Origin of the sequence: Bacillus sp. CH30_1T (genome assembly GCF_008364765.1) — a bacterium.
Lineage (GTDB): Bacteria > Bacillota > Bacilli > Bacillales > Bacillaceae_B > Rossellomorea.
Genome location: NZ_VTUY01000005.1, coordinates 348,789 through 367,581, shown reverse-complemented (window position 1 = coordinate 367,581; position 18,793 = coordinate 348,789). Strand labels below are relative to the sequence as shown.

The window sequence follows — 18,793 nt, the reverse complement described above, 5'->3', positions numbered from 1 at the left end:
AAGAACGACGGGATCAATACTCGGTCGACCATTATCTAAACAATACTTATCTTTTACCAGGTCATAAATAAATTCAAAGTCAATCGCTTGTTCAACCTTCCTAACCAGATGATCCTCTGGAACAAGTTGGTCCAACGCAACCATTTCAATTTGATTTCTTCCATCCTCAACGTGTTTTGATAACATTTTATATCCCCCACAAAAATATCGATTCCATTCCATTATACAAAAAAAGCTTGTAGACTTGGTCTAATTTTTAGACTTTGTCTACAAGCTGAAGCGATCCAGACTCGGATCGCTTTCTTTTATTCTCTATTCTACACTGACTTCAGCGGCAATAATCAGACCAATCACAGATGTTACGACCAGACCCATTATCATTGAAAACATCGTAATCTCTCTCCCTCTTTAGCAGTCATTACCATTACTACCTGCTCTCTTACTATTAATGTATCACGAAAAGCCCGATATTCCCCTCTCATTCGTGACCAACTTATTACTAAAGATTGACAGAACTGTGTCTGTCTTAGCCCCTCGTGACCTCAAATAAAAACAAAGGAGGACACCCTCCAAAAAAAGGCATCCTCCTCATTCATTCTATTTCTTATCCTGCTTCTTCTTTTTATGGAAGAAAGCCGACCAAAAAACAATATTTAAAAACATCTTTCCACCCACCTTTTGTTTCGTTAGGCAGTATCCTTCTCTACCCATAGCGCATTAAGCATTTTCTCCTGTACATAAATCATCTTTCATTCTCCTCTCCATTTTTAAGATATCATTAGAACAATTGCGACATGTATTGGTTCTTGGTTTTCGTTTCTTCATAGGATTTTGAAACCGTTTCATTGTGCGTCGCTTCTTCAAACGTTTCTTGTTTCTTATTGAACGTTACCGTTATAAATAAAAGATTAAGTGTCATACGTATCACCCCTTTCAAAGTGCCTGCAGAACTGCAAGGCATACTAAAAAGCCACAAAGAGACCGATCCTTGTGGCACAAAAAAGCCACAGGAACCTACATTCTCCCTGTGGCTATCATTTAATGGATTTAAAATTAAGCGTAAAGCATCCCACAAGTGGTCGAATGATGAAAACAATATGAAGTTGTGTCTTTTTTTCGAATATTCACGAACATTTTCTTCGACCTCCCTCTTGTGATTTTTTTCTTACATTGGTTAGTATATCCAATTTTTACAGTAAAGTAAACCACTTTTCTAATTATTTTTTCTACAAATTCCCACATGGTTCTAGAATGTTCTTTTTTCAGGTTTATGATTTTAAAACATCTGATCTGCCGGTGCTCTGTCAATGAGTATTGTGCTTGATGGTGAGGGGAACTGCTTCGCTTACAGCTAGCGTTCGGCCGAGCCTCCTCAGGAGTCTACGCAGTTCCCCTCACCATCTATAATAGATTTTCGTGACAGAGCTTAAACATCAGAATAACAAATATAGAATGTATAGGATATCAATTCCAATGATTCAATGTGGCAATAAGAAGAGTAAACATTGATTAATGACCGGTTTATGAGTTACCAATAGATGTTTTGTGCTTTCTTTGCAGATAGTTTTTTTTTAGAAACAAATTTTCTACAATAGGAACTATTTTTGATTACAAAAAATAATTAGCACTGAGTGGATTGGAGCGGAAGGCACTTGACTCCTGCGGGAAATAGAGGAAAGGTCGAGACCCCACAGACGGGACGTCGAGGAGGCTCGACTTCCTCCCCGCGGAAAGTAACGGTCCGGGTTTTCGCACTTCACTCATATAAAAAATGAATTTACTTTTTGGGAATCTATTCAAAACTCACCGCCAGCACCCTTTGAAAACGACATGAAAAAAACGAGTCCTCAATGAGAACCCGCTTTAAATGATTTATTCATCTATAGATTGCAGATCTTTTTTGTATTTGATCGCTTTTGTAAAAAATATAAGTGACAATCCGAGTAATACAACGGTCCCTGACATGAGGGTGATCGTTTTACTTGGTGTGACGGTTTCTGTTGGAATAATAACCCCTAAATACATAAAGACACTAAGTGCAAGTAACGTAAAACCAAATCGTTTAAAGTCGTTCATTTTTTGTTGAATGGTTCTTTTTTTTGCGTTCTTCATGCGCATTCACCTACTTTAGAACTAGTAAACTCTCATTCTATGGTAACATACAGAAGCATATCAGCTACCATGTAATTGATACCAGTTCTGCCAATAGACGAATTACTTGGAAAGGGCGTTTTCAATATCTTCAATCAGGTCCTCTACGTCTTCAAGACCGACAGAGATACGTACCAAACCGTCGGTGATCCCTAACTCATTTCGGCGATCTGCCGGAATGGACGCGTGAGTCATGCGGGCAGGTACCGAGATTAAACTTTCTACAGCGCCAAGACTTTCAGCTAGTGTGAAGTATTTGGTGTTTGTGAGCAGACGATCGGCATTTTCTTCACTTCCTACATCAAAGGAAACCATTCCCCCAAAGCCGGATGCCTGTTTCTTGGCAATGTCATGGTTCGGATGCGTTTCTAATCCTGGATAGTATACCTTTGATACTTTCGGGTGTGATGTAAGATACTCGACTATTTTCTTCGTGTTTTCTTCATGTTCTTCCATTCTCAGCCCTAAGGTTTTAATGCCACGAATCAGTAACCATGAATCCTGTGGTCCAAGAACCCCGCCAGTTGAATTCTGTACAAAAAATAACTCTTCAGCAAGCTCTTCGGAATTCACAACGACCAGTCCTGCTACCACGTCACTATGTCCGCCGATATATTTCGTTGCACTGTGAAGAACGATGTCTGCTCCCAGGCTGATTGGATTTTGCCAATAAGGCGTGCTGAATGTATTATCCACAATTGTCAATAGATTGTGCTTCTTGGCTAGGGAAGTCGCTGCCTCGATATCGGTAATTTTCAGCAGTGGATTCGTTGGTGTTTCAATGTATACAGCCTTTGTATTCGGACCAATAGCACGTTCAATATTGCCGATATCACTTGAATCAACGAAAGTGGATTCAATGCCGATGCGGTTTAAGACCTTGGTCATGACACGATACGTTCCACCATACACGTCGTCCGTCATGACTATATGATCTCCGCTATTGAACATCATCATAACCGCCGTAATAGCTGCCATTCCCGATCCGAATGCAAAGCCTTTTTCTCCGCCTTCCAAATCTTTAATCAACTCTTCAAGTGCATGTCTTGTCGGGTTTCCTGAACGTGAATATTCAAAGCCTTTATGCTTTCCTACTTCATCCTGTTTATACGTACTCACCTGATAGATGGGAGTGGATACAGCACCTGTTTGAGGATCTGTAGGGATACCGCCGTGAATTAGTTGTGTTTTCTTTTTCATGATTAGAGTCCTCCTTCATATATTTTCTTACTTAAATAGCGCTCACTCGAGTCCGGGAAAATCGTGACGATATGGCCTCCCGGCTCTGCTTCTTCCGCTTCCTGTAATGCAGCATGCAGTACTGCACCAGAAGAGCTTCCAACCAGCAAGCCTTCCATCAGCGCAAGCTCTTTTACTCGTTTAAAAGCATTGTCGTCCGTCACGGTATGGATGCTATTAAAATAGCTTGAATCCATATAGTGAGGTAAGAATTCCATGCCGATTCCCTCTGTTTTATGGGGTCCTGATGTTCCACCGTTCAAGATTGAGCCTTCAGGTTCAACAATGACTGTTTTGATGTCCTTATTTCTTTCCTTCAGGTACTGAGCAGTCCCCATGAAGGTTCCCCCTGTCCCTGCTCCTGCAACAAATGTTTGAATGTTGCCATCCATCTGATTCCATAGTTCAGGTCCCAAAGTTTTATAATAAGTCTCCGGATTAGCCGCATTCCCAAATTGCTGCGGAGAATAAGAGTTCGGGATTACCTTTACCAGTTCATTTGCTTTTGCAATGGCCCCCTTCATTCCTTCCTCGGTTGGAGTATGAATGATTTTAGCGCCTAATGCTTTCATAAGCTCCTGCTTTTCGATGCTGAATTTTTCTGGTACGCAGAACATGACATTGTATCCAGAATTCACAGCTGCAAGAGCCAGGCCGATTCCCGTATTCCCAGCAGTCGGTTCGATGAGAGTGCCTCCCGGTTCTATTTTACCGTTACGGATGGCATATTCCAATAATTCCCTGCCCAGTCGATCCTTCACACTACCTCCAGGATTGAAAAATTCCAGCTTAGCAAAGAGGCGAACTCCTTTCTTTAATGGGAAGTTTGTAAGCTCGACAATCGGTGTATTCCCAATCAGGTCATGTACGCTGTTATACACGTCCATGTATTCAATCCTCCTTCATAAAAAAAGCTGACTCCATGCACCGATCCTGTCCTCAAATACATATGATTGGAGTGCTCGCCTGAACACATCTGTTCCGTATGTTTTGATGAGAATGTTGGTACCCGGGTCAGCCGTATTTTCCTTGTATTATACAGACTTTACAATGCTCATAACCATTTTGGCAGAGTGGAGGGCTGCCTTTTCTAAATATTGTTCGAAGGAAACATCTGATTCCTTGCCGGCAATATCAGAAAGAGATCGGATGATGACAAATGGTACATTGAATTGATGAGCCACTTGCGCAATGGCGGCTGCTTCCATTTCAACTGCCTGTAATCCGGCGAATTTGTCACGGATCGCTTCCACACGCTTAGGATCATTCATAAATGAATCTCCTGTGGCGATCAATCCTGACACCACTTGTGCATTTCCAAGTTCCTTCACGCTATCAATGGCTGTCTGCATTAATTTCTCGTCTGCTGTAAATGCGGCAGGAAGCTGTGGTACCTGACCGTATTCATATCCAAAAGCCGTAACATCCACATCATGATGTCTTACTTCTGTTGAGATGACAACATCACCAACATTTAGCGAAGGATCGAATCCTCCGGCTGACCCTGTGTTGATGATGCAATCCGGTTTATAATGCTGCAGAAGAACGGCTGTTGACATCGCTGCATTCACCTTGCCGATTCCTGAGCGAAGTAAGATCACTTCTTTGTCTTTCATCTTTCCACTTGTATATTCACACCCTGCGATTGTTTCCACTGTCGGGTTTGAAATATTTTCTCTAAGTAAGGCTACTTCTTCTTCCATTGCTCCAATGATGGCGATTTTCATTACTAAAACCTCTTTCTACTGTTTAGTCGCCTCCATTATCCACACAAAGGTATTTACTTGCTTAAAAGTGACTGAAAACCCATTCTGGTCCAATAATTCCCTTAGAACATCCAAGGTAGTGTAATATTCCCGTTTTAAATCTTCAGCCAGGTTGAAATACTCTTTTTTGATTGCTTGGGATATGGCGGCTTGATAGTGCTGATCCGTTTCAAACATCGTATCGGCAAATACTATTTTACCACCATGTGCTAGGAGCTTTCCATATATGCGAAAAGCTTTTCCCTTTTCTTCATCTGTTAAGTGATGAAATGCATAGGAGCTCACGATGGAATCTGCCTTTCCTTCTAAAGAAAAGTCGAGGAAATCTCCATCCATGAACGTGACCTCTTTTCCAAGCTTCTGCATTCCAATGGCTCTCATTTCAGGGGAAGGTTCAAAAGGAACCACTTCAAGTCCTCCGTCCAGTAATCTTCTGGTCAAATTTCCTGTCCCCGGGCCAAATTCAACGACTCTTCCCTTTGAACGGGAAACTACTTCGTCAAGAATAGATTCATAGTGCTCGAAAACCGCTTGATATTCAACGTCTTTCCCCGTTACTGTATCGTCATAAGAATCTGCCCAATCCTGGAACAAATCCAAAAATTCTCTACCCATGGTTAAGCACCTCAGCTACATTAAGTTTATAATTCCTATAAACATACTATGAATTAAAATAAAAACTGTTATTAAATTATCATATTCTTTGAATGAATTCAACAAATAATAATTGTAAAATCCGTTTTCCCGCTCTAAAATAAGGGGGGATAACCTGTCTGTAAGGAAATCACAGTAATAGAGGAGGATAAACATATGAATATTTCATTTGACTTAATAGAAGATAAAGTGGAGTTTTTTGAAGCAGATAGTTTACGAACATTGGAAAAGATGGTGGATGAACAAATCCAGCATAATAAAGCAATCATGCTGAGCGTTCATCATGTAAATCATGTCGTTTCCATTGATGAAAATGGCAGAAGATTGTATAGCGCGGCGGTTCATTTTAAAGTAAAAAAATAATTTCAAAAAAGGCTCTCCCATTTAATTAGGAAGAGCCTTTTTCATCACATATTAATCTTTATCATTTTCCTCTAATTCCTGCACTTTGGTAGGCTGCCATCCTTTGCCGTCCACCCATTGCAGATAAACTCTGTATGGGGTTTTTGTATCTTTAGCCGTCACGGTAGCCATGGACTTCTGAGGACCGCCATTCCCTTCCATCCACCAAACGGTCATGTTGTCTTCAGGAATGCCTGTTGCATAAGAAGTAGCCTTGATTTTTTCCTGCCAGTCTACAGTGCCTTCATCATATACAGACACGTGTTCACCGGTTTGCTCAGTTCCAACCGGCTTCCAGTCAGGATGCACCATTGTTTTCTTCACGTTGGGTTCGTCACTATCTTCGACTTTTAATTCGCTTTGTTCTTCACCTTCTAATGCAACAGTATCCTCTTCATCAGAAGCTTTGTCTTTTTGTTTCTCTTCATCGCTTTTCTTTTCTTCGTCTTTTTTATCTTCATTATCTTTTTCCTCAGATTTTTTATCCTCATCTAAAGAAACAGATTTATCGTCTTTTTCAGCATTCTTATTGCTATTGTCCGAGTCTTTTGTTTCTGTATCAGCAACGTTAGATGATGCCTTCTCATCGCCGCCTCCCATCACTATTGTTGCTCCGACAACGACTATCAATAAAAGTACGACTGCGATCATTATGTTCAAAATTTTATTTGAATTCTTCTTGGATCGTTTATCTAATCGAGATTGGTATTTCGCCATTACGTTCCCTCCCTATTATCCTAAACATTTTAACACGATTAGAGGAAAAGAATAAAGCGAAACATTATCCATCTCAGTTGGTTTTATCTACTTTCATAAGAAAGGGAAAAAGGTCGCAGGACCATTGTACATCAGGGTTAATTATTCTCAAGATTATAAATGGCATCTACGCTATCTTTGAAAATCGGGTAGATCCCACCCTCACTGATCTTCACATCCATGTTGACGGCAACGAGGGAGTATTTGGGATTTTCAAAGGGGAAATATCCGGCGAACCATTTATTGTATAATTCATTTTCCTTCGTTTTTTCTCCACGATAATTCCCTGTTTGGGCCGTCCCCGTTTTACCGGCAATGGGGTAGGCTGCTGTTTGTAAATAGGGAGCCGTCCCCTCGGGAGAATTTACTACTCCTCTTAAGTACTGCTGAAGCTTCATGGCCGTATATGGAGTGATTGTTTCACCCTTAGCCTCCTGTTTGGGGAAGGAAAACATCTTTGTTCCGTTTTGGTACTCGACTGCAGATACGGCACTAACCTGATATTTTTCCCCTCCCCTGGCGATAGTGGCCATCATATTAACCATTCCAAGGGGGGTGACTCGAACTTCTTGTTGTCCAATGCCTGTTTGAGAAACAAGTTTTGGTTCATTTCTGTGTTCTTCATTCGCGAAAATCCTTCCTTCACTCACTGGAAGCTGAGGAAAGCTTTCATAATGAAAGACGTTTCCTTTCCACGCAATGTCTCCAATCAAGCCGATCTTTTCAGCATACTCATCAAGAAGATGGTTATCCTTCTCCGTTAGTTCATTCGCCAAATCCGCAAACGTTCGGTTACAGCTGACAGCGATACTCGTTTTAATATTAATGTTCCCATGGGGTTTTTCCGCAGGACCACCTAGAATATCTTCATCACATGCAAACAACCTGCTTTCATCCACAATCCCTTCGTCCATGGCTGCAGCGGCGACAACGGTCTTAAATACGGATCCGGGGATCAACGCTTTCAGCATGTAGTTCGTTGCCCCCCCACTAAACGGGTCTCGGCTTTTCATCGAAGGTCTTGATACGCTGGCAACGATTTCACTTTTTTCAATATCAAGGAGCAGTAATCCTCCCTTTTGAATGTTATACGTATCGGCGACTTCTTCCAATGCTTGCTGCATCCTGGCATCGATTGTCGTTTTCACATTAAGGGGGTAGAAGGGATTGGCAGGGGCCAGGTATTTCACGTCTACACCGAAAAGCGGACCACCGATGGCATCCACATGATAGATCAGCTTTGCTTCTTCCTCTGCGACCAGCCACTCGTCAAAGCTTTCTTGAAGGCCGGACACGCCAATTTTCTGATTCGCTCCTTTTACTTTATCAGGATAACGCTCATGAAACACCTCTGTATTTTCTCCTGTTACGCCGATCAACTGAGAAGCAGGGACTTCGATGCTTTTAAACTTTTTTGTGAGTGCAAAGACTCCTTGGATTTCAAGGGAATTAATGTCACTCATTTGGCTTTCCGTCAGCTGTAGTGGTTCTTTTCCGCCAAAGATGATCGGCCCTTTCGCTTCCTCTAGCTTTGATAGGATTGTTTGAGGTGGTACATGAAGAATATCTGCCACTTTTTCTGCAGGCCAGTCCAATTTCTTCAGGAAAGGAAAAAGAACAAGAACATTTTTCTCCGTATACGTAAGTGGTTCCCCGTTCCTATCGAGAAATTCTCCCCTGCCTTCATCGATCACCAATTGTTGCGTTCGTTGAGATACACTTTCTTCGAGAAGATTGATTTGATGTTTCGAATAGGATTCTGTTTGGAATAATTGCAATTGCATCAGTCTAGCTGCTAGCGCAAAAAGAGCAAGTAATAAAAAGATACTGAGCAACCTGATTCGTTTTCGCTTCATATTGTCACCTCGTCCCCATTGTTGACGAGTTTTATGTGAAATAATCTTATTCACAGCATAAAAAAAGAAGAGACTCGCTAATGAGCCCCTTCTACATGATCAGCTTACTTCTACAATCTTCACATTCATTTCTCCACCTGGAGTTTGAACGCTTACTTTCGCGCCTACTTTATGACCAAGAAGGCTTTTCGCGATAGGTGAATCATTTGAAATTTTCCCTTCAAATGGATCCGCTTCTGCACTACCAACGATTGTGTATGTTTCTTTGTCTCCGTCCGGCAGTTCAACGAACGTTACTTTTTTACCCAATTGTACTGTATCTGAGTTCATATCATCTTCTTGAATGATTTTCGCATTGCGAATCATGTTTTCTAAAGTGGAAATACGACCTTCAACAAATGCTTGTTCATCTTTGGCTGCGTCGTACTCTGAGTTCTCGGATAAATCTCCAAAGCTTCGGGCGATTTTAATACGCTCAACGACTTCTTTACGTTTAACCGTTTTCAAATTCTCCAGTTCTTTTTCTAACTTCTCTTTACCTTCTGCTGTCATCGGAAATACTTTATCTGTACTCATGACCCTCTTCACTCCTTCTTCTATCTAAGAGTTTCCCATACTCTTTATGTAAATGTCATTTGCTAGTTATGTAAAGGTAGGGAATGGAGAGAGAATTCATTCTCTCTCCATTCCCTGCTTCTTTACAATGTGGGAAAATGCAAAATCTACCTGTATGTCTTTATCTATGCTATCGTATTACAAAAATGACTTTTGTTCAAGAATAGTTTGAATTTTTGTGACCATTAAATCGATTGCCACGTGATTATGACCACCTTCTGGAATGATCACGTCAGCATATCGCTTCGTCGGTTCAATAAACTGATTATGCATAGGACGAACAACTGTAATGTATTGATCAATGACGGAATCAATGGAACGTCCCCGCTCTTTAATATCGCGAAGCATTCTTCTGATGATGCGAAGATCAGCATCTGTATCTACATATAGCTTAATATCCATTAAGTTACGCAATCTTTCATCTTCTAATACTAAAATTCCTTCTAAAATAATAACATCTTTCGGTTCAACGAGGATGGTGTCGTCAGAACGGGTGTGCATTTTATAATCATAGACCGGTTTATTTACAGGTTGATGATCTAGTAGACCGTGCAGATGTTGAATTAATAGATCATTATCAAATGCTAATGGATGATCATAATTCGTTTTTAGGCGTTCCTCAAAAGGTAGATTCGATTGATCTTTATAATAATAATCCTGCTGCAGCATTAAAATCGAATGACCTTGAAATTGTTCATATATGGCTTTGGTAACACTAGTTTTACCTGAGCCGGATCCTCCTGCTACACCAATCACAACGGGTTTATGCTTCATAAGTATTAGGTATTCTCCTTTCGCATCATGTTATCAGGATATACTCTCTGATGAACCTTGAATTTCACAATTTGTAATGGGTGACGTGCAACATCTAGCTCATTTCCTTTTTCATCCCACATCTTCTCCACAACTTGCGTAAAGTTTGAGATCTCAGGACCGAAAAATTCTACTTCTTGTCCTATTTTAAAATGGTTTCTTTGTTGCAGGGTGACAATTTGTGTTTCTTCGTCGTAATCTAACACAAGTCCGACAAATTCATAATTTGTGTTTTTCTTATTATGAACACCAAACATTTGCTCTTTGAAGCCTGGAACTCCCTCAAAGAACGCTGGAGCTGTTTCACGATTTGCACATTTATCAAGCTCTTCCAGCCATTCTTGCTGAATCGTAAAGTTATCGGGATCTTTACAGTATTCGTCAATCACTTTACGGTATACGCTTACGACAGTGGCTACGTAGTGAATGGACTTCATACGTCCCTCGATTTTCAGGCTGTCAATGCCCAATTCAATCATTCTCGGAATCGATTCAACCAGCTTCAAATCTTTCGGGCTCATGGCAAATGGTGCATCACCATTGTCGTAAAGAGGATTTTCATTTTCTCCGTCGACTTCATATAAATCGTAATCCCAACGGCATGATTGACAGCAACCGCCACGATTTGAGTCACGGGCCGTCATATGGTTACTTAATGTGCAGCGGCCGGAGTAGGCAATACACATGGCCCCATGGATAAAGGTCTCGATTTCAATATCTACCTTTTCTTTCATTTCACGGATTTCGTCGCCGCTCGCTTCACGTGCCAATACCACTCGGTCAAGTCCTTCTTCCTTCCAGAACTGGACTGCTTTCCAGTTTGAAAGGGACTGCTGGGTACTTAAATGCACTTCCACATTTGGTGCGACTCTTCTGCATGTTTCTATGATGAGTGGATCAGCTACAATAATCCCCGCGACTCCCGCCTCCTGAAGTCCACGTAAGTAGTCTTCAAGACCATCCATATTCTCATTATGGGCATAGATGTTGGTTGTTACATAAATCTTTGCGCCATAACTTCTCGCAAAATCCACGCCCTCTTTCATTTGTTCGAAGGTGAAATTCCCGGCATTTGAGCGCAGGCCGTATTCCTGTCCGCCAATATAAACTGCATCTGCACCGTAATGGACAGCTATCTTCAATTTTTCCAGATTACCGGCAGGAGCCAGTAACTCAGGTTTCTTCACAATGACACGTCTTCCATCTACTATCTTGGATATGGGTTTTTTCACAACAGTGGTCATCGTAACTCCTCCGTTCTGATCAATCTTCATTTCGTTCTTAATACACCGTTTCTTTAAAGAAAAATCCAGTATCCAATGGACGATTTTCAGGTTGAAGGCTTTTCGCTTCTTCTAAAAATCCGTCTTTTTGCTCGTCATATTGTACTTCGTCTTCTACACATAGATCAATGGCTTTACGATATAGTTTCGTCACTTTTAATATATAGTCTGATGATTTCTGGACCCCATCGATTTTGAAGGAATCAATGCCGGCTTCGATCATTTCACCCAGTTCATCAACAATGCACATATCATTCGGACTCATAATATGAGTGCCGTTCTCATCTTCATAGATTGGGTATTTATTATGACGTTCTTCATCGTGCAGGAACATATTACGTTGTTCTTTACGGTTTTCAATCTCCATCGCCTTGCCTCTATACTCAAAATAATTACCTAGTAATGAGCGTTTTGATTGGAACATGCAAGTCATTCCGTGGACCTGGACCTCGATTTCAACTTCTGCATTCTCTTTCATCTCCACGATGGTATCCATGCTTAATTCCCTGGCCAGAACAGCGCGTTTCGCCCCTTTTCTCCCCCAATAATTACACGTATACCAATTGGTGGCGGTCGTTTCCGTGTTCCAATGAAGCAACATATCCGGTGCCACTTCACGGGCAGCCATTAGCACAGCAGGGTCACCGAACACGACCGCATCCGCGCCAGCTTCTTGAAGAAATGCAATATAGTCGTCAAGTTCAGAAATTTTATCATTGTGGAAAAGGGCGTTCATGGCTACATACACTTTTTTACCGTGTTTGTGAGCAGCTTTGATCGCTTCCGCTACATCTTCTCTTGAAAACTCTCCTGCAAGCCTTAAGCCATACCTTTGTTCACCGATCATAAACGCATCCGCTCCCGCCAGTGCTAACGTTTCGATATCAGAAACAGAGACAGGGGTCACGAGTAATTCTGGTTTTTTCATGAGCGATCACCTCTTTTTTTACTTATGGCAATGCCGTCTCCAACGGGTAAAATACTCGTATCAAATTGCCCATGATTCATGAGCCATTTATTATAATTCTTTAATTTTTTGACCATGTTCCGAATTCTTTTCTGTTCTACCTCTTCTTGGGCGACAAGTCCCTTAAACAGGACATTATCCGAGTAGACGACCCCTTCTTCTGATAGCATTTCAGAGTAGAGTTCAAAGAATTTAAGGTATTGTCCCTTAGCGGCATCTATAAATATGGCATCAAAAGGACCGTGCTTTTCCACTTCTTCGCCGAGCTCCAAGGCATCACCGAATAAAGTTACGACCCTCTTTCCAATCTCAGAACGAGACAGAAAGCTCTGCGCTGCGTCGAACCTTTCTTGGTCACGTTCAAGGGTAACGATTGTCGATTTAGGAAGAGCCTCAGCCATTCTGAAAGCGGAATACCCAATGGCAGTCCCAATTTCCAAGATGCGCTTCGGTTGTTGTATACGTAACATCCCCAGCAATGCTTCAATCCCTACCAGCTCCATAATCGGTACGTTATGAGCTTCTGCATATTGCTCCATCTCAGCAAGTAACGGGGAACGTTCTTTCACGATTGATTCTATATAGTGAATAACCTGTTCATTCATAAATAAGCCTCACGATCATGTTCATAAGTGGTCCCGGGTAACGATCCATTCTCAGACAACATGAAAAGAAGAAAGCTACAATGAGCTTTCTACTTAACACACATCTTCATAAAGATATCGCCCGTATATAAAAATAACTTGTACTATTTTACCACATAGATAAGAGGAAAGCGAATATTTCTTTCCTCTTATCACCGCTCTATTCTTCTTTGTTTGTAATGTACTTCGCCTTTTTCTCGTTATGCTCCTCTAATGTTTCAGAATAATAAACGGATCCATTGGCAGAAGCCAGGAAATAGTAATACTCTGTTTCTTCCGGTTCCAAAGCCGCTTCAATCGAAGACACACCTGCATTCGCGATCGGACCTGGCGGTAACCCCTTCACTTTATATGTGTTATAAGGTGAATCCACTTCAAGATCTTTGTAGACGGTTCTTTTTTTGTGTTTACCTAATGCATAAAGCACTGTAGGATCGGTTTGGAGAGGCATACCTTCCTCAATACGATTATAGAAGACACTTGAGATTTTTCCTCTGTCTGCTTTTTCTGTTGCTTCTTCTTCAATGAGGGAAGATAACGTAAGAAGCTCATGGGCCGTGTATTCCCTATCTGACATCGCTCCCTCATTTTGAGCGAGGACTTCGTTCGTTTGGGCAATCATCTTCGTTAATATCGCTTCTAAAGAAGGCTTTTTCTCATAAAAAGGGTACGTCGCAGGATAGAGATATCCTTCCAAAGGACGTTTGATTTCTTTTTTAAATATTTCATCAGTTATCAATGCCGGATATTCCTGTTTTAATTGCTCGAGCCATTTCTTATCATTTAATTTATTGACAATTTCTTCTTTTTTGTATGGGGATTTATCAGCAATAAGCTCAGCAATTTGATCTAATTGCAGTCCCTCAGGTATGGTAATCTTAAATTCTGCTTTTCTCATTACCTTACCTGTTTTTAAGCTATTAACAATTTCATTTAATGTCATGGAAGGGGTCAAGTCATAAGATCCTGCCTGAAAACCTGATTCATTGTTAAATTTCACATAGTACTTAAAGACAGTGGAATTCTTGACGATTCCCTCTTCCTCCAGAATGTTCCCGATGGATGTCACTCCAGAGCCTATAGGTATTTCGACTTTTACTGGTTTCGTATTGTCCGGATCCACGGGTTTTAATGCTGAATTTACGTAAAGGTACCCACCGATGGCCGTTCCTCCAATAATGATGACAAGACAAAGAATGACAAGTCCTACTATTTTTCTAATGACCTTTGCCTCCTCTTGTCTTTCAAGCAGTTTTTTCATAAGTGTTTCTTTTATATTTCTGTTCTTTTCCAAAGCTATATTTCCCCCTTTCGAGCAAAAAAGCGGGATATCCGTTAAAGGTAATTCGACATCATCTCCACTATTATACAATATTTTGCACAAAGTGAAACAGGGACCTGCAAAAAGGTGAATTTTTTGTCCCTTTTTGCGGTCCCTGTTCTTATGAACTATAGCTTATTGCTTATTCTGCGTCTTCTTCTTCGTCTAAGAAAGTGTTTAACATTTCTTCGATCATGTCCCACTCTTCTTCAGTTTCAATCGGCTTTAATTCGCCTTCTTGACCTTCGTCTCCCGGAAGGAAAGCAGAAGCGTGAATTTCAATTTCTTCTTCGTCGTTTTCATCTGCTCCTAGTGGATAGTAAAGAACATATGATTTATTGAATTTATCTGATTCAAACGTGAAAAGAACCTCGCATAATTGTTCATTTCCTTGTTCGTCAACTACTGTAATTTGTTTTTCTCCGTGTTCCATGAACATTCACCTCATTATTTTTGGCTGTCAAGATATCCTTGAAGGATCATCATCGCAGCCATTTTATCAATTACTTTCTTACGTTTCTTCCTACTTACATCGGCTTCTAAAAGGACTCGTTCCGCTGCCATTGTACTCAGTCGTTCATCCCAGTATTTAACGGGAAGGGATAACTCTTGCTGAATTAATTCTCCATAAGCTTTAGACGCTTCCCCCCGGGGACCAATAGAGTTGTTCATATTTTTAGGCAATCCGACTACAACTGTATCCACCTGGTACTCTTCGGCAAGTTCCTTTAATCGGTCGATCCGGAACACACCTTGATCTTCGTCAATCTTAATCGTTTCAATTCCTTGAGCGGTCCAACCAAGCTCATCGCTAATTGCGACTCCCACTGTTTTAGAGCCGACGTCTAAACCCATTACACGCATGTATTATCCCTCTTTATGCTGTTTCAAATACGATTTGACTAATTCTTCGATGATCTCATCACGCTCTAAACGACGTATGATATTTCTGGCATCTTGATGTCTAGGAATGTAAGCAGGATCTCCAGATAATAAGTACCCTACGATTTGATTGATCGGGTTGTACCCTTTTTCTTGAAGAGCATCATGAACTTGCAGGAGTACTTCCTTCACGTCATGTTCGAACGGCTCCTCTGAAAAATCAAACCGCATCGTTTTGTCAAAAGAACTCATTTTTAGCACCTCTCTTTAGGCTTGTCTTTTTGACAACCGAATTGTTAATCGTTACCTACATTGTACACCACTTTCACACGGAGTTAAATGGATTTGACCCATTCTTCTACAATTTGCAGGGCTTCTTCTACTTTTTCCGGGTGTTTACCCCCAGCTTGAGCCATGTCCGGACGGCCACCGCCTCCTCCACCACAGCGTGAAGCTACTTCTTTAACAAGTTTTCCAGCATGATAACCCTTTTCGACTAAGTCCTTCGTAACTCCTGCAATGATCGTAACTTTATCGTCACCAGTAGTTGCCAATACAATAACACCGGAGCCCAATTTCTGTTTAAGATCATCCATCATTGTACGTAATCCATTGCTATCTCCTACAGCCACTTTCGCGGAAAGAACATTCACTCCGTCAATGACTTTGACTTGATCCGTTAAGCTACCTGCTTCTATGTTTGACAACTTTGCGGATAATGATTCATTTTCTCTCTGAAGCTCTTTCATTTCTACTAATAAAGAGTCAATCCGATTGACGACTTCTTTAGGATTCGCTTTAAGTTTGCCTGCTACTTCCTTCAGTTGAGTAACCTGATCGTTCAACACTTTGTAAGCATTCTCCGCTGTAACAGCTTCGATCCTTCTTGTACCTGCTCCGATTCCACTTTCTGAAAGAATCTTAAATAACCCGATTTCAGACGTGTTCGAAACATGACAACCACCACATAGCTCTAAGCTATATTCTCCGATCGATACAACGCGAACCTCTTCGCCGTATTTTTCTCCGAATAAAGCCATCGCTCCCATGGCTTTTGCCTCTGATAATGATTTAAGAGCTGTGTTAACTGAAATAGCCTTCCAAACCTTCTCATTGACGATGGTTTCGATTCGCTCAATTTCTTCCTGGGAAACAGAACCGAAATGAGAGAAGTCGAATCGCAGGCGATCTGGTTCCACTAAAGAACCTGCCTGGTTTACATGTTCTCCAAGTACATCTTTCAATGCCTGATGAAGAATGTGTGTAGCTGTGTGATTTTTCTCCACTCTTGTTCTGGATTCACGGGACACTTTCGCAAGCACCTGAGCCTCTTGCTCTAACGTCCCCTCTTCAATGATGGCAGAGTGAAGGTTTTGGCCATTAGGCGCTTTCTTGACGTTTGTCACCAAAACTTTCACACCCATAGCTTCAATGTACCCTTTATCCCCGATTTGTCCGCCGCTCTCTGCATAGAAAGGTGTCTGGTCCAGAATGAATTGACATTCCTGTCCTTTATCAACTCTCGGCTGACGTTCATTGTCAACCAACAGTTCAAGAACAGTAGCAGTCGTTTCTAAAGTGTCATACCCTACAAAGCGACTTTCTACCGTGATGTCACTAAGGACTCCACCCTGCACCTGCATGCTTCCTACATCCTGGCGAGCCGATCTCGCTCTTTCACGCTGAGCTTCCATTTCTCTTTCAAAACCATCATGATCAACTGTTAATCCTTCTTCTTCTGCATATTCTTCCGTTAATTCAACCGGGAATCCGTACGTATCATACAAACGGAAGACATCCTCACCAGGAATGATCTTGTTACCTGCAGACTTTTGTACCTTGATGATGGAAGAAAGAATAGCTAGCCCCTCGTTCAATGTTTCGTGGAAGCGGTCTTCTTCATTTTTCACTACTTTTTGGATGAATTCTGCTTTTTGCTTCACTTCCGGATAGAAATCAACCATAATTCCAGAAACAACCGGCACCAATTCATACATGAATGGACGGTTGATTTCAATTTGTTTCGCAAATCGAACCGCACGGCGAAGCAGTCTTCTTAATACATAGCCGCGGCCCTCATTGGAAGGAAGAGCTCCGTCACCGATCGCGAAGGAAACCGTTCTGATATGATCGGCGATGACCTTGAACGCTACGTCGATGTCATTGTCTTTACCGTAGGACTTACCGGAAATTTCTTCTGTAGCTGAAATGATCGGCATAAATAAATCAGTATCAAAGTTTGTAGATACTTCCTGAACGACACATGCCATACGTTCAAGTCCCATACCGGTATCAATATTCTTCTTAGGAAGCGGAGTGTACGTTCCGTCAGGGTTATGATTGAATTGTGAGAACACAAGGTTCCATACCTCAAGATAACGATCATTCTCTCCACCCGGATATAATTCAGGGTCTTCTGGATTGTTCCCATATTCCGGCCCACGATCATAGAAGATTTCTGTATTCGGGCCACTTGGACCTTCCCCGATATCCCAGAAGTTCCCTTCGATGCGAATGATTCGTTCTGCCGGTACTCCTACTTTTTTGTTCCAGATGTCAAATGCTTCATGATCTTCGGGGTGAATGGTAACGGAAAGCTTCTCGGGATCAAAGCCGACCCATTTCGCGTCGGTCAAAAATTCCCAAGCCCATTCAATCGCTTCTACTTTAAAATATTCTCCGATCGAGAAGTTTCCAAGCATTTCGAAAAACGTGTGATGGCGTGCTGTTTTCCCTACGTTTTCAATATCATTGGTCCGAATCGACTTTTGGGCATTCACGATCCTTGGATTTTGAGGGATGACACGTCCATCAAAATATTTCTTTAATGTAGCTACCCCACTATTGATCCATAAAAGGGACGGATCCTCATGCGGAACCAATGAAGCACTTGGTTCCACCCCGTGTCCTTTTTCCTGAAAGAAATCTAAAAACTTCTGGCGAATTTCTGCACCTGTTAATTTGTTCATTTAAAGCTTCCTCCTTTATATGTATGGTTAAAAAAGAATACAAAAAAGCCCTCATCCCTAAAACAGGGACGAGAGCTATTCTCGCGGTACCACCCTGGTTATGAATAAAGAAAAGACAGTTTTTGTCTAGCTCCAGGGCTTAGAGGCTCGAGGTCATAAGTCAAATCTACCAAAAAGGCAAAAAACGCCTTCTTGCAGATTCGCTTATACTTGTCGCCCCTTAGCAAAGCCCTTCCGCTTTTCTTTTATTCATCCCTCAAAACACCTTAACGCGGATAGACGGCAGGCTTTACCTGCACTCAGGATTAGCATTCGGTTATCCTTCATCTAAAATCCCTTACAGCCTGGGGGATTCCTCTCTGATAGATGGGCTATAACGTACTCGATCCTTCATAGCTTTCATTTTATACGAATACTTGTATATGTTGGATTATAGAAATATTCACTGTATTTGTCAATGTTGATTCTTATTTTT

The 18,793-nt window shown here is 41.4% G+C and carries 20 protein-coding genes; 1 reads left to right on the top strand and 19 read right to left on the bottom strand.

Annotated elements, in window-relative coordinates; genetic code table 11:
- From F0342_RS13350 to F0342_RS13320, 7 genes are all read right to left on the bottom strand, one after another.
- Positions 1-186, bottom strand: a 186-nt coding sequence (locus F0342_RS13350) for a transposase (protein ID WP_464764950.1), incomplete at its 3' end; no start/stop codon positions are given.
- A gap of 592 nt (positions 187-778) precedes the next feature.
- Complete coding sequence (locus F0342_RS13345; protein WP_187443287.1) at positions 779-919, bottom strand: YrzI family small protein; 141 nt, start codon at positions 917-919, stop codon at positions 779-781.
- 953 nt (positions 920-1,872) lie between these two features.
- Entirely contained in the window at positions 1,873-2,112 is a 240-nt protein-coding gene (locus F0342_RS13340) for a YrhC family protein (RefSeq protein ID WP_188048535.1), read from the bottom strand.
- Between the two features lie 102 nt (positions 2,113-2,214).
- A complete protein-coding gene (locus F0342_RS13335; protein ID WP_149156394.1) occupies positions 2,215-3,351 on the bottom strand; it encodes a bifunctional cystathionine gamma-lyase/homocysteine desulfhydrase in 1,137 nt (378 codons plus the stop codon).
- Positions 3,352-3,353: 2 nt separating this feature from the next.
- Complete coding sequence (locus F0342_RS13330) at positions 3,354-4,277, bottom strand: PLP-dependent cysteine synthase family protein (protein WP_149156393.1); 924 nt, start codon at positions 4,275-4,277, stop codon at positions 3,354-3,356.
- Positions 4,278-4,424: 147 nt separating this feature from the next.
- Positions 4,425-5,117 carry a 5'-methylthioadenosine/S-adenosylhomocysteine nucleosidase gene (gene mtnN, locus F0342_RS13325; protein ID WP_149156392.1) on the bottom strand — a complete coding sequence of 231 codons (693 nt, stop codon included), beginning with the start codon at positions 5,115-5,117 and terminating at the stop codon, positions 4,425-4,427.
- Positions 5,118-5,132: 15 nt separating this feature from the next.
- Complete coding sequence (locus F0342_RS13320) at positions 5,133-5,771, bottom strand: class I SAM-dependent DNA methyltransferase (RefSeq protein WP_149156391.1); 639 nt, start codon at positions 5,769-5,771, stop codon at positions 5,133-5,135.
- Between the two features lie 195 nt (positions 5,772-5,966).
- Here F0342_RS13320 and F0342_RS13315 point away from each other — a divergent pair, with 195 nt between their 5' ends.
- Positions 5,967-6,173 (top strand): DUF2536 family protein, encoded by a 207-nt coding sequence (locus tag F0342_RS13315; RefSeq protein WP_149156390.1) that lies wholly within the window; start codon positions 5,967-5,969, stop codon positions 6,171-6,173.
- Between the two features lie 51 nt (positions 6,174-6,224).
- Here F0342_RS13315 and F0342_RS13310 read toward each other — a convergent pair whose 3' ends face one another.
- The 12 genes from F0342_RS13310 to alaS form a co-directional block, all read right to left on the bottom strand.
- Positions 6,225-6,929: a YrrS family protein gene (locus F0342_RS13310; protein ID WP_149156389.1), complete on the bottom strand. Its 705-nt coding sequence runs from the start codon at positions 6,927-6,929 to the stop codon at positions 6,225-6,227.
- A gap of 137 nt (positions 6,930-7,066) precedes the next feature.
- Entirely contained in the window at positions 7,067-8,824 is a 1,758-nt protein-coding gene (locus tag F0342_RS13305; protein WP_149156388.1) for a peptidoglycan D,D-transpeptidase FtsI family protein, read from the bottom strand.
- 99 nt (positions 8,825-8,923) lie between these two features.
- Positions 8,924-9,400, bottom strand: coding sequence for a transcription elongation factor GreA (gene greA, locus F0342_RS13300; RefSeq protein WP_148969762.1), 477 nt, complete (start codon positions 9,398-9,400; stop codon positions 8,924-8,926).
- 177 nt (positions 9,401-9,577) lie between these two features.
- On the bottom strand, positions 9,578-10,213 hold the full coding sequence (gene udk, locus F0342_RS13295; protein ID WP_044339568.1) for a uridine kinase: 636 nt from the start codon (positions 10,211-10,213) through the stop codon (positions 9,578-9,580).
- Positions 10,214-10,218: 5 nt separating this feature from the next.
- Positions 10,219-11,496 (bottom strand): peptidase U32 family protein, encoded by a 1,278-nt coding sequence (locus F0342_RS13290; RefSeq protein ID WP_149156424.1) that lies wholly within the window; start codon positions 11,494-11,496, stop codon positions 10,219-10,221.
- Between the two features lie 37 nt (positions 11,497-11,533).
- Entirely contained in the window at positions 11,534-12,463 is a 930-nt protein-coding gene (locus F0342_RS13285) for a peptidase U32 family protein (protein ID WP_149156387.1), read from the bottom strand.
- Positions 12,460-13,107 (bottom strand): O-methyltransferase, encoded by a 648-nt coding sequence (locus tag F0342_RS13280; protein ID WP_149156386.1) that lies wholly within the window; start codon positions 13,105-13,107, stop codon positions 12,460-12,462. Before F0342_RS13280 ends, F0342_RS13285 begins: the two co-directional genes overlap by 4 nt.
- 199 nt (positions 13,108-13,306) lie before the next feature.
- On the bottom strand, positions 13,307-14,446 hold the full coding sequence (mltG, locus tag F0342_RS13275; RefSeq protein WP_395940686.1) for an endolytic transglycosylase MltG: 1,140 nt from the start codon (positions 14,444-14,446) through the stop codon (positions 13,307-13,309).
- 163 nt (positions 14,447-14,609) lie between these two features.
- Entirely contained in the window at positions 14,610-14,900 is a 291-nt protein-coding gene (locus F0342_RS13270) for a DUF1292 domain-containing protein (protein WP_044339564.1), read from the bottom strand.
- A 14-nt stretch (positions 14,901-14,914) separates the two neighbouring features.
- Positions 14,915-15,331 (bottom strand): Holliday junction resolvase RuvX, encoded by a 417-nt coding sequence (gene ruvX / locus F0342_RS13265; protein WP_148969767.1) that lies wholly within the window; start codon positions 15,329-15,331, stop codon positions 14,915-14,917.
- Positions 15,332-15,334: 3 nt separating this feature from the next.
- On the bottom strand, positions 15,335-15,601 hold the full coding sequence (locus tag F0342_RS13260) for an IreB family regulatory phosphoprotein (protein ID WP_034757362.1): 267 nt from the start codon (positions 15,599-15,601) through the stop codon (positions 15,335-15,337).
- An 83-nt stretch (positions 15,602-15,684) separates the two neighbouring features.
- Positions 15,685-18,318: an alanine--tRNA ligase gene (gene alaS / locus F0342_RS13255; RefSeq protein WP_149156385.1), complete on the bottom strand. Its 2,634-nt coding sequence runs from the start codon at positions 18,316-18,318 to the stop codon at positions 15,685-15,687.
- Positions 18,319-18,793: the final 475 nt, after the last annotated feature.

Bases quoted from the DNA above. Each gene is read 5' to 3' on its own strand.
- alaS (WP_149156385.1), bottom strand. From the start codon at position 18,318: ATGAACAAATTAACAGGTGCAGAAATTCGCCAGAAGTTTTTAGATTTC.
- F0342_RS13290 (WP_149156424.1), bottom strand. From the start codon at position 11,496: ATGACCACTGTTGTGAAAAAACCCATATCCAAGATAGTAGATGGAAGA.
- F0342_RS13330 (WP_149156393.1), bottom strand. From the start codon at position 4,277: ATGGACGTGTATAACAGCGTACATGACCTGATTGGGAATACACCGATT.
- F0342_RS13315 (WP_149156390.1), top strand. From the start codon at position 5,967: ATGAATATTTCATTTGACTTAATAGAAGATAAAGTGGAGTTTTTTGAA.
- F0342_RS13320 (WP_149156391.1), bottom strand. From the start codon at position 5,771: ATGGGTAGAGAATTTTTGGATTTGTTCCAGGATTGGGCAGATTCTTAT.
- F0342_RS13285 (WP_149156387.1), bottom strand. From the start codon at position 12,463: ATGAAAAAACCAGAATTACTCGTGACCCCTGTCTCTGTTTCTGATATC.
- F0342_RS13280 (WP_149156386.1), bottom strand. From the start codon at position 13,107: ATGAATGAACAGGTTATTCACTATATAGAATCAATCGTGAAAGAACGT.
- greA (WP_148969762.1), bottom strand. From the start codon at position 9,400: ATGAGTACAGATAAAGTATTTCCGATGACAGCAGAAGGTAAAGAGAAG.
- F0342_RS13260 (WP_034757362.1), bottom strand. From the start codon at position 15,601: ATGAGTTCTTTTGACAAAACGATGCGGTTTGATTTTTCAGAGGAGCCG.
- F0342_RS13335 (WP_149156394.1), bottom strand. From the start codon at position 3,351: ATGAAAAAGAAAACACAACTAATTCACGGCGGTATCCCTACAGATCCT.
- udk (WP_044339568.1), bottom strand. From the start codon at position 10,213: ATGAAGCATAAACCCGTTGTGATTGGTGTAGCAGGAGGATCCGGCTCA.
- F0342_RS13345 (WP_187443287.1), bottom strand. From the start codon at position 919: ATGACACTTAATCTTTTATTTATAACGGTAACGTTCAATAAGAAACAA.
- F0342_RS13310 (WP_149156389.1), bottom strand. From the start codon at position 6,929: ATGGCGAAATACCAATCTCGATTAGATAAACGATCCAAGAAGAATTCA.
- F0342_RS13340 (WP_188048535.1), bottom strand. From the start codon at position 2,112: ATGAAGAACGCAAAAAAAAGAACCATTCAACAAAAAATGAACGACTTT.
- mtnN (WP_149156392.1), bottom strand. From the start codon at position 5,117: ATGAAAATCGCCATCATTGGAGCAATGGAAGAAGAAGTAGCCTTACTT.
- ruvX (WP_148969767.1), bottom strand. From the start codon at position 15,331: ATGCGTGTAATGGGTTTAGACGTCGGCTCTAAAACAGTGGGAGTCGCA.
- F0342_RS13270 (WP_044339564.1), bottom strand. From the start codon at position 14,900: ATGGAACACGGAGAAAAACAAATTACAGTAGTTGACGAACAAGGAAAT.
- F0342_RS13305 (WP_149156388.1), bottom strand. From the start codon at position 8,824: ATGAAGCGAAAACGAATCAGGTTGCTCAGTATCTTTTTATTACTTGCT.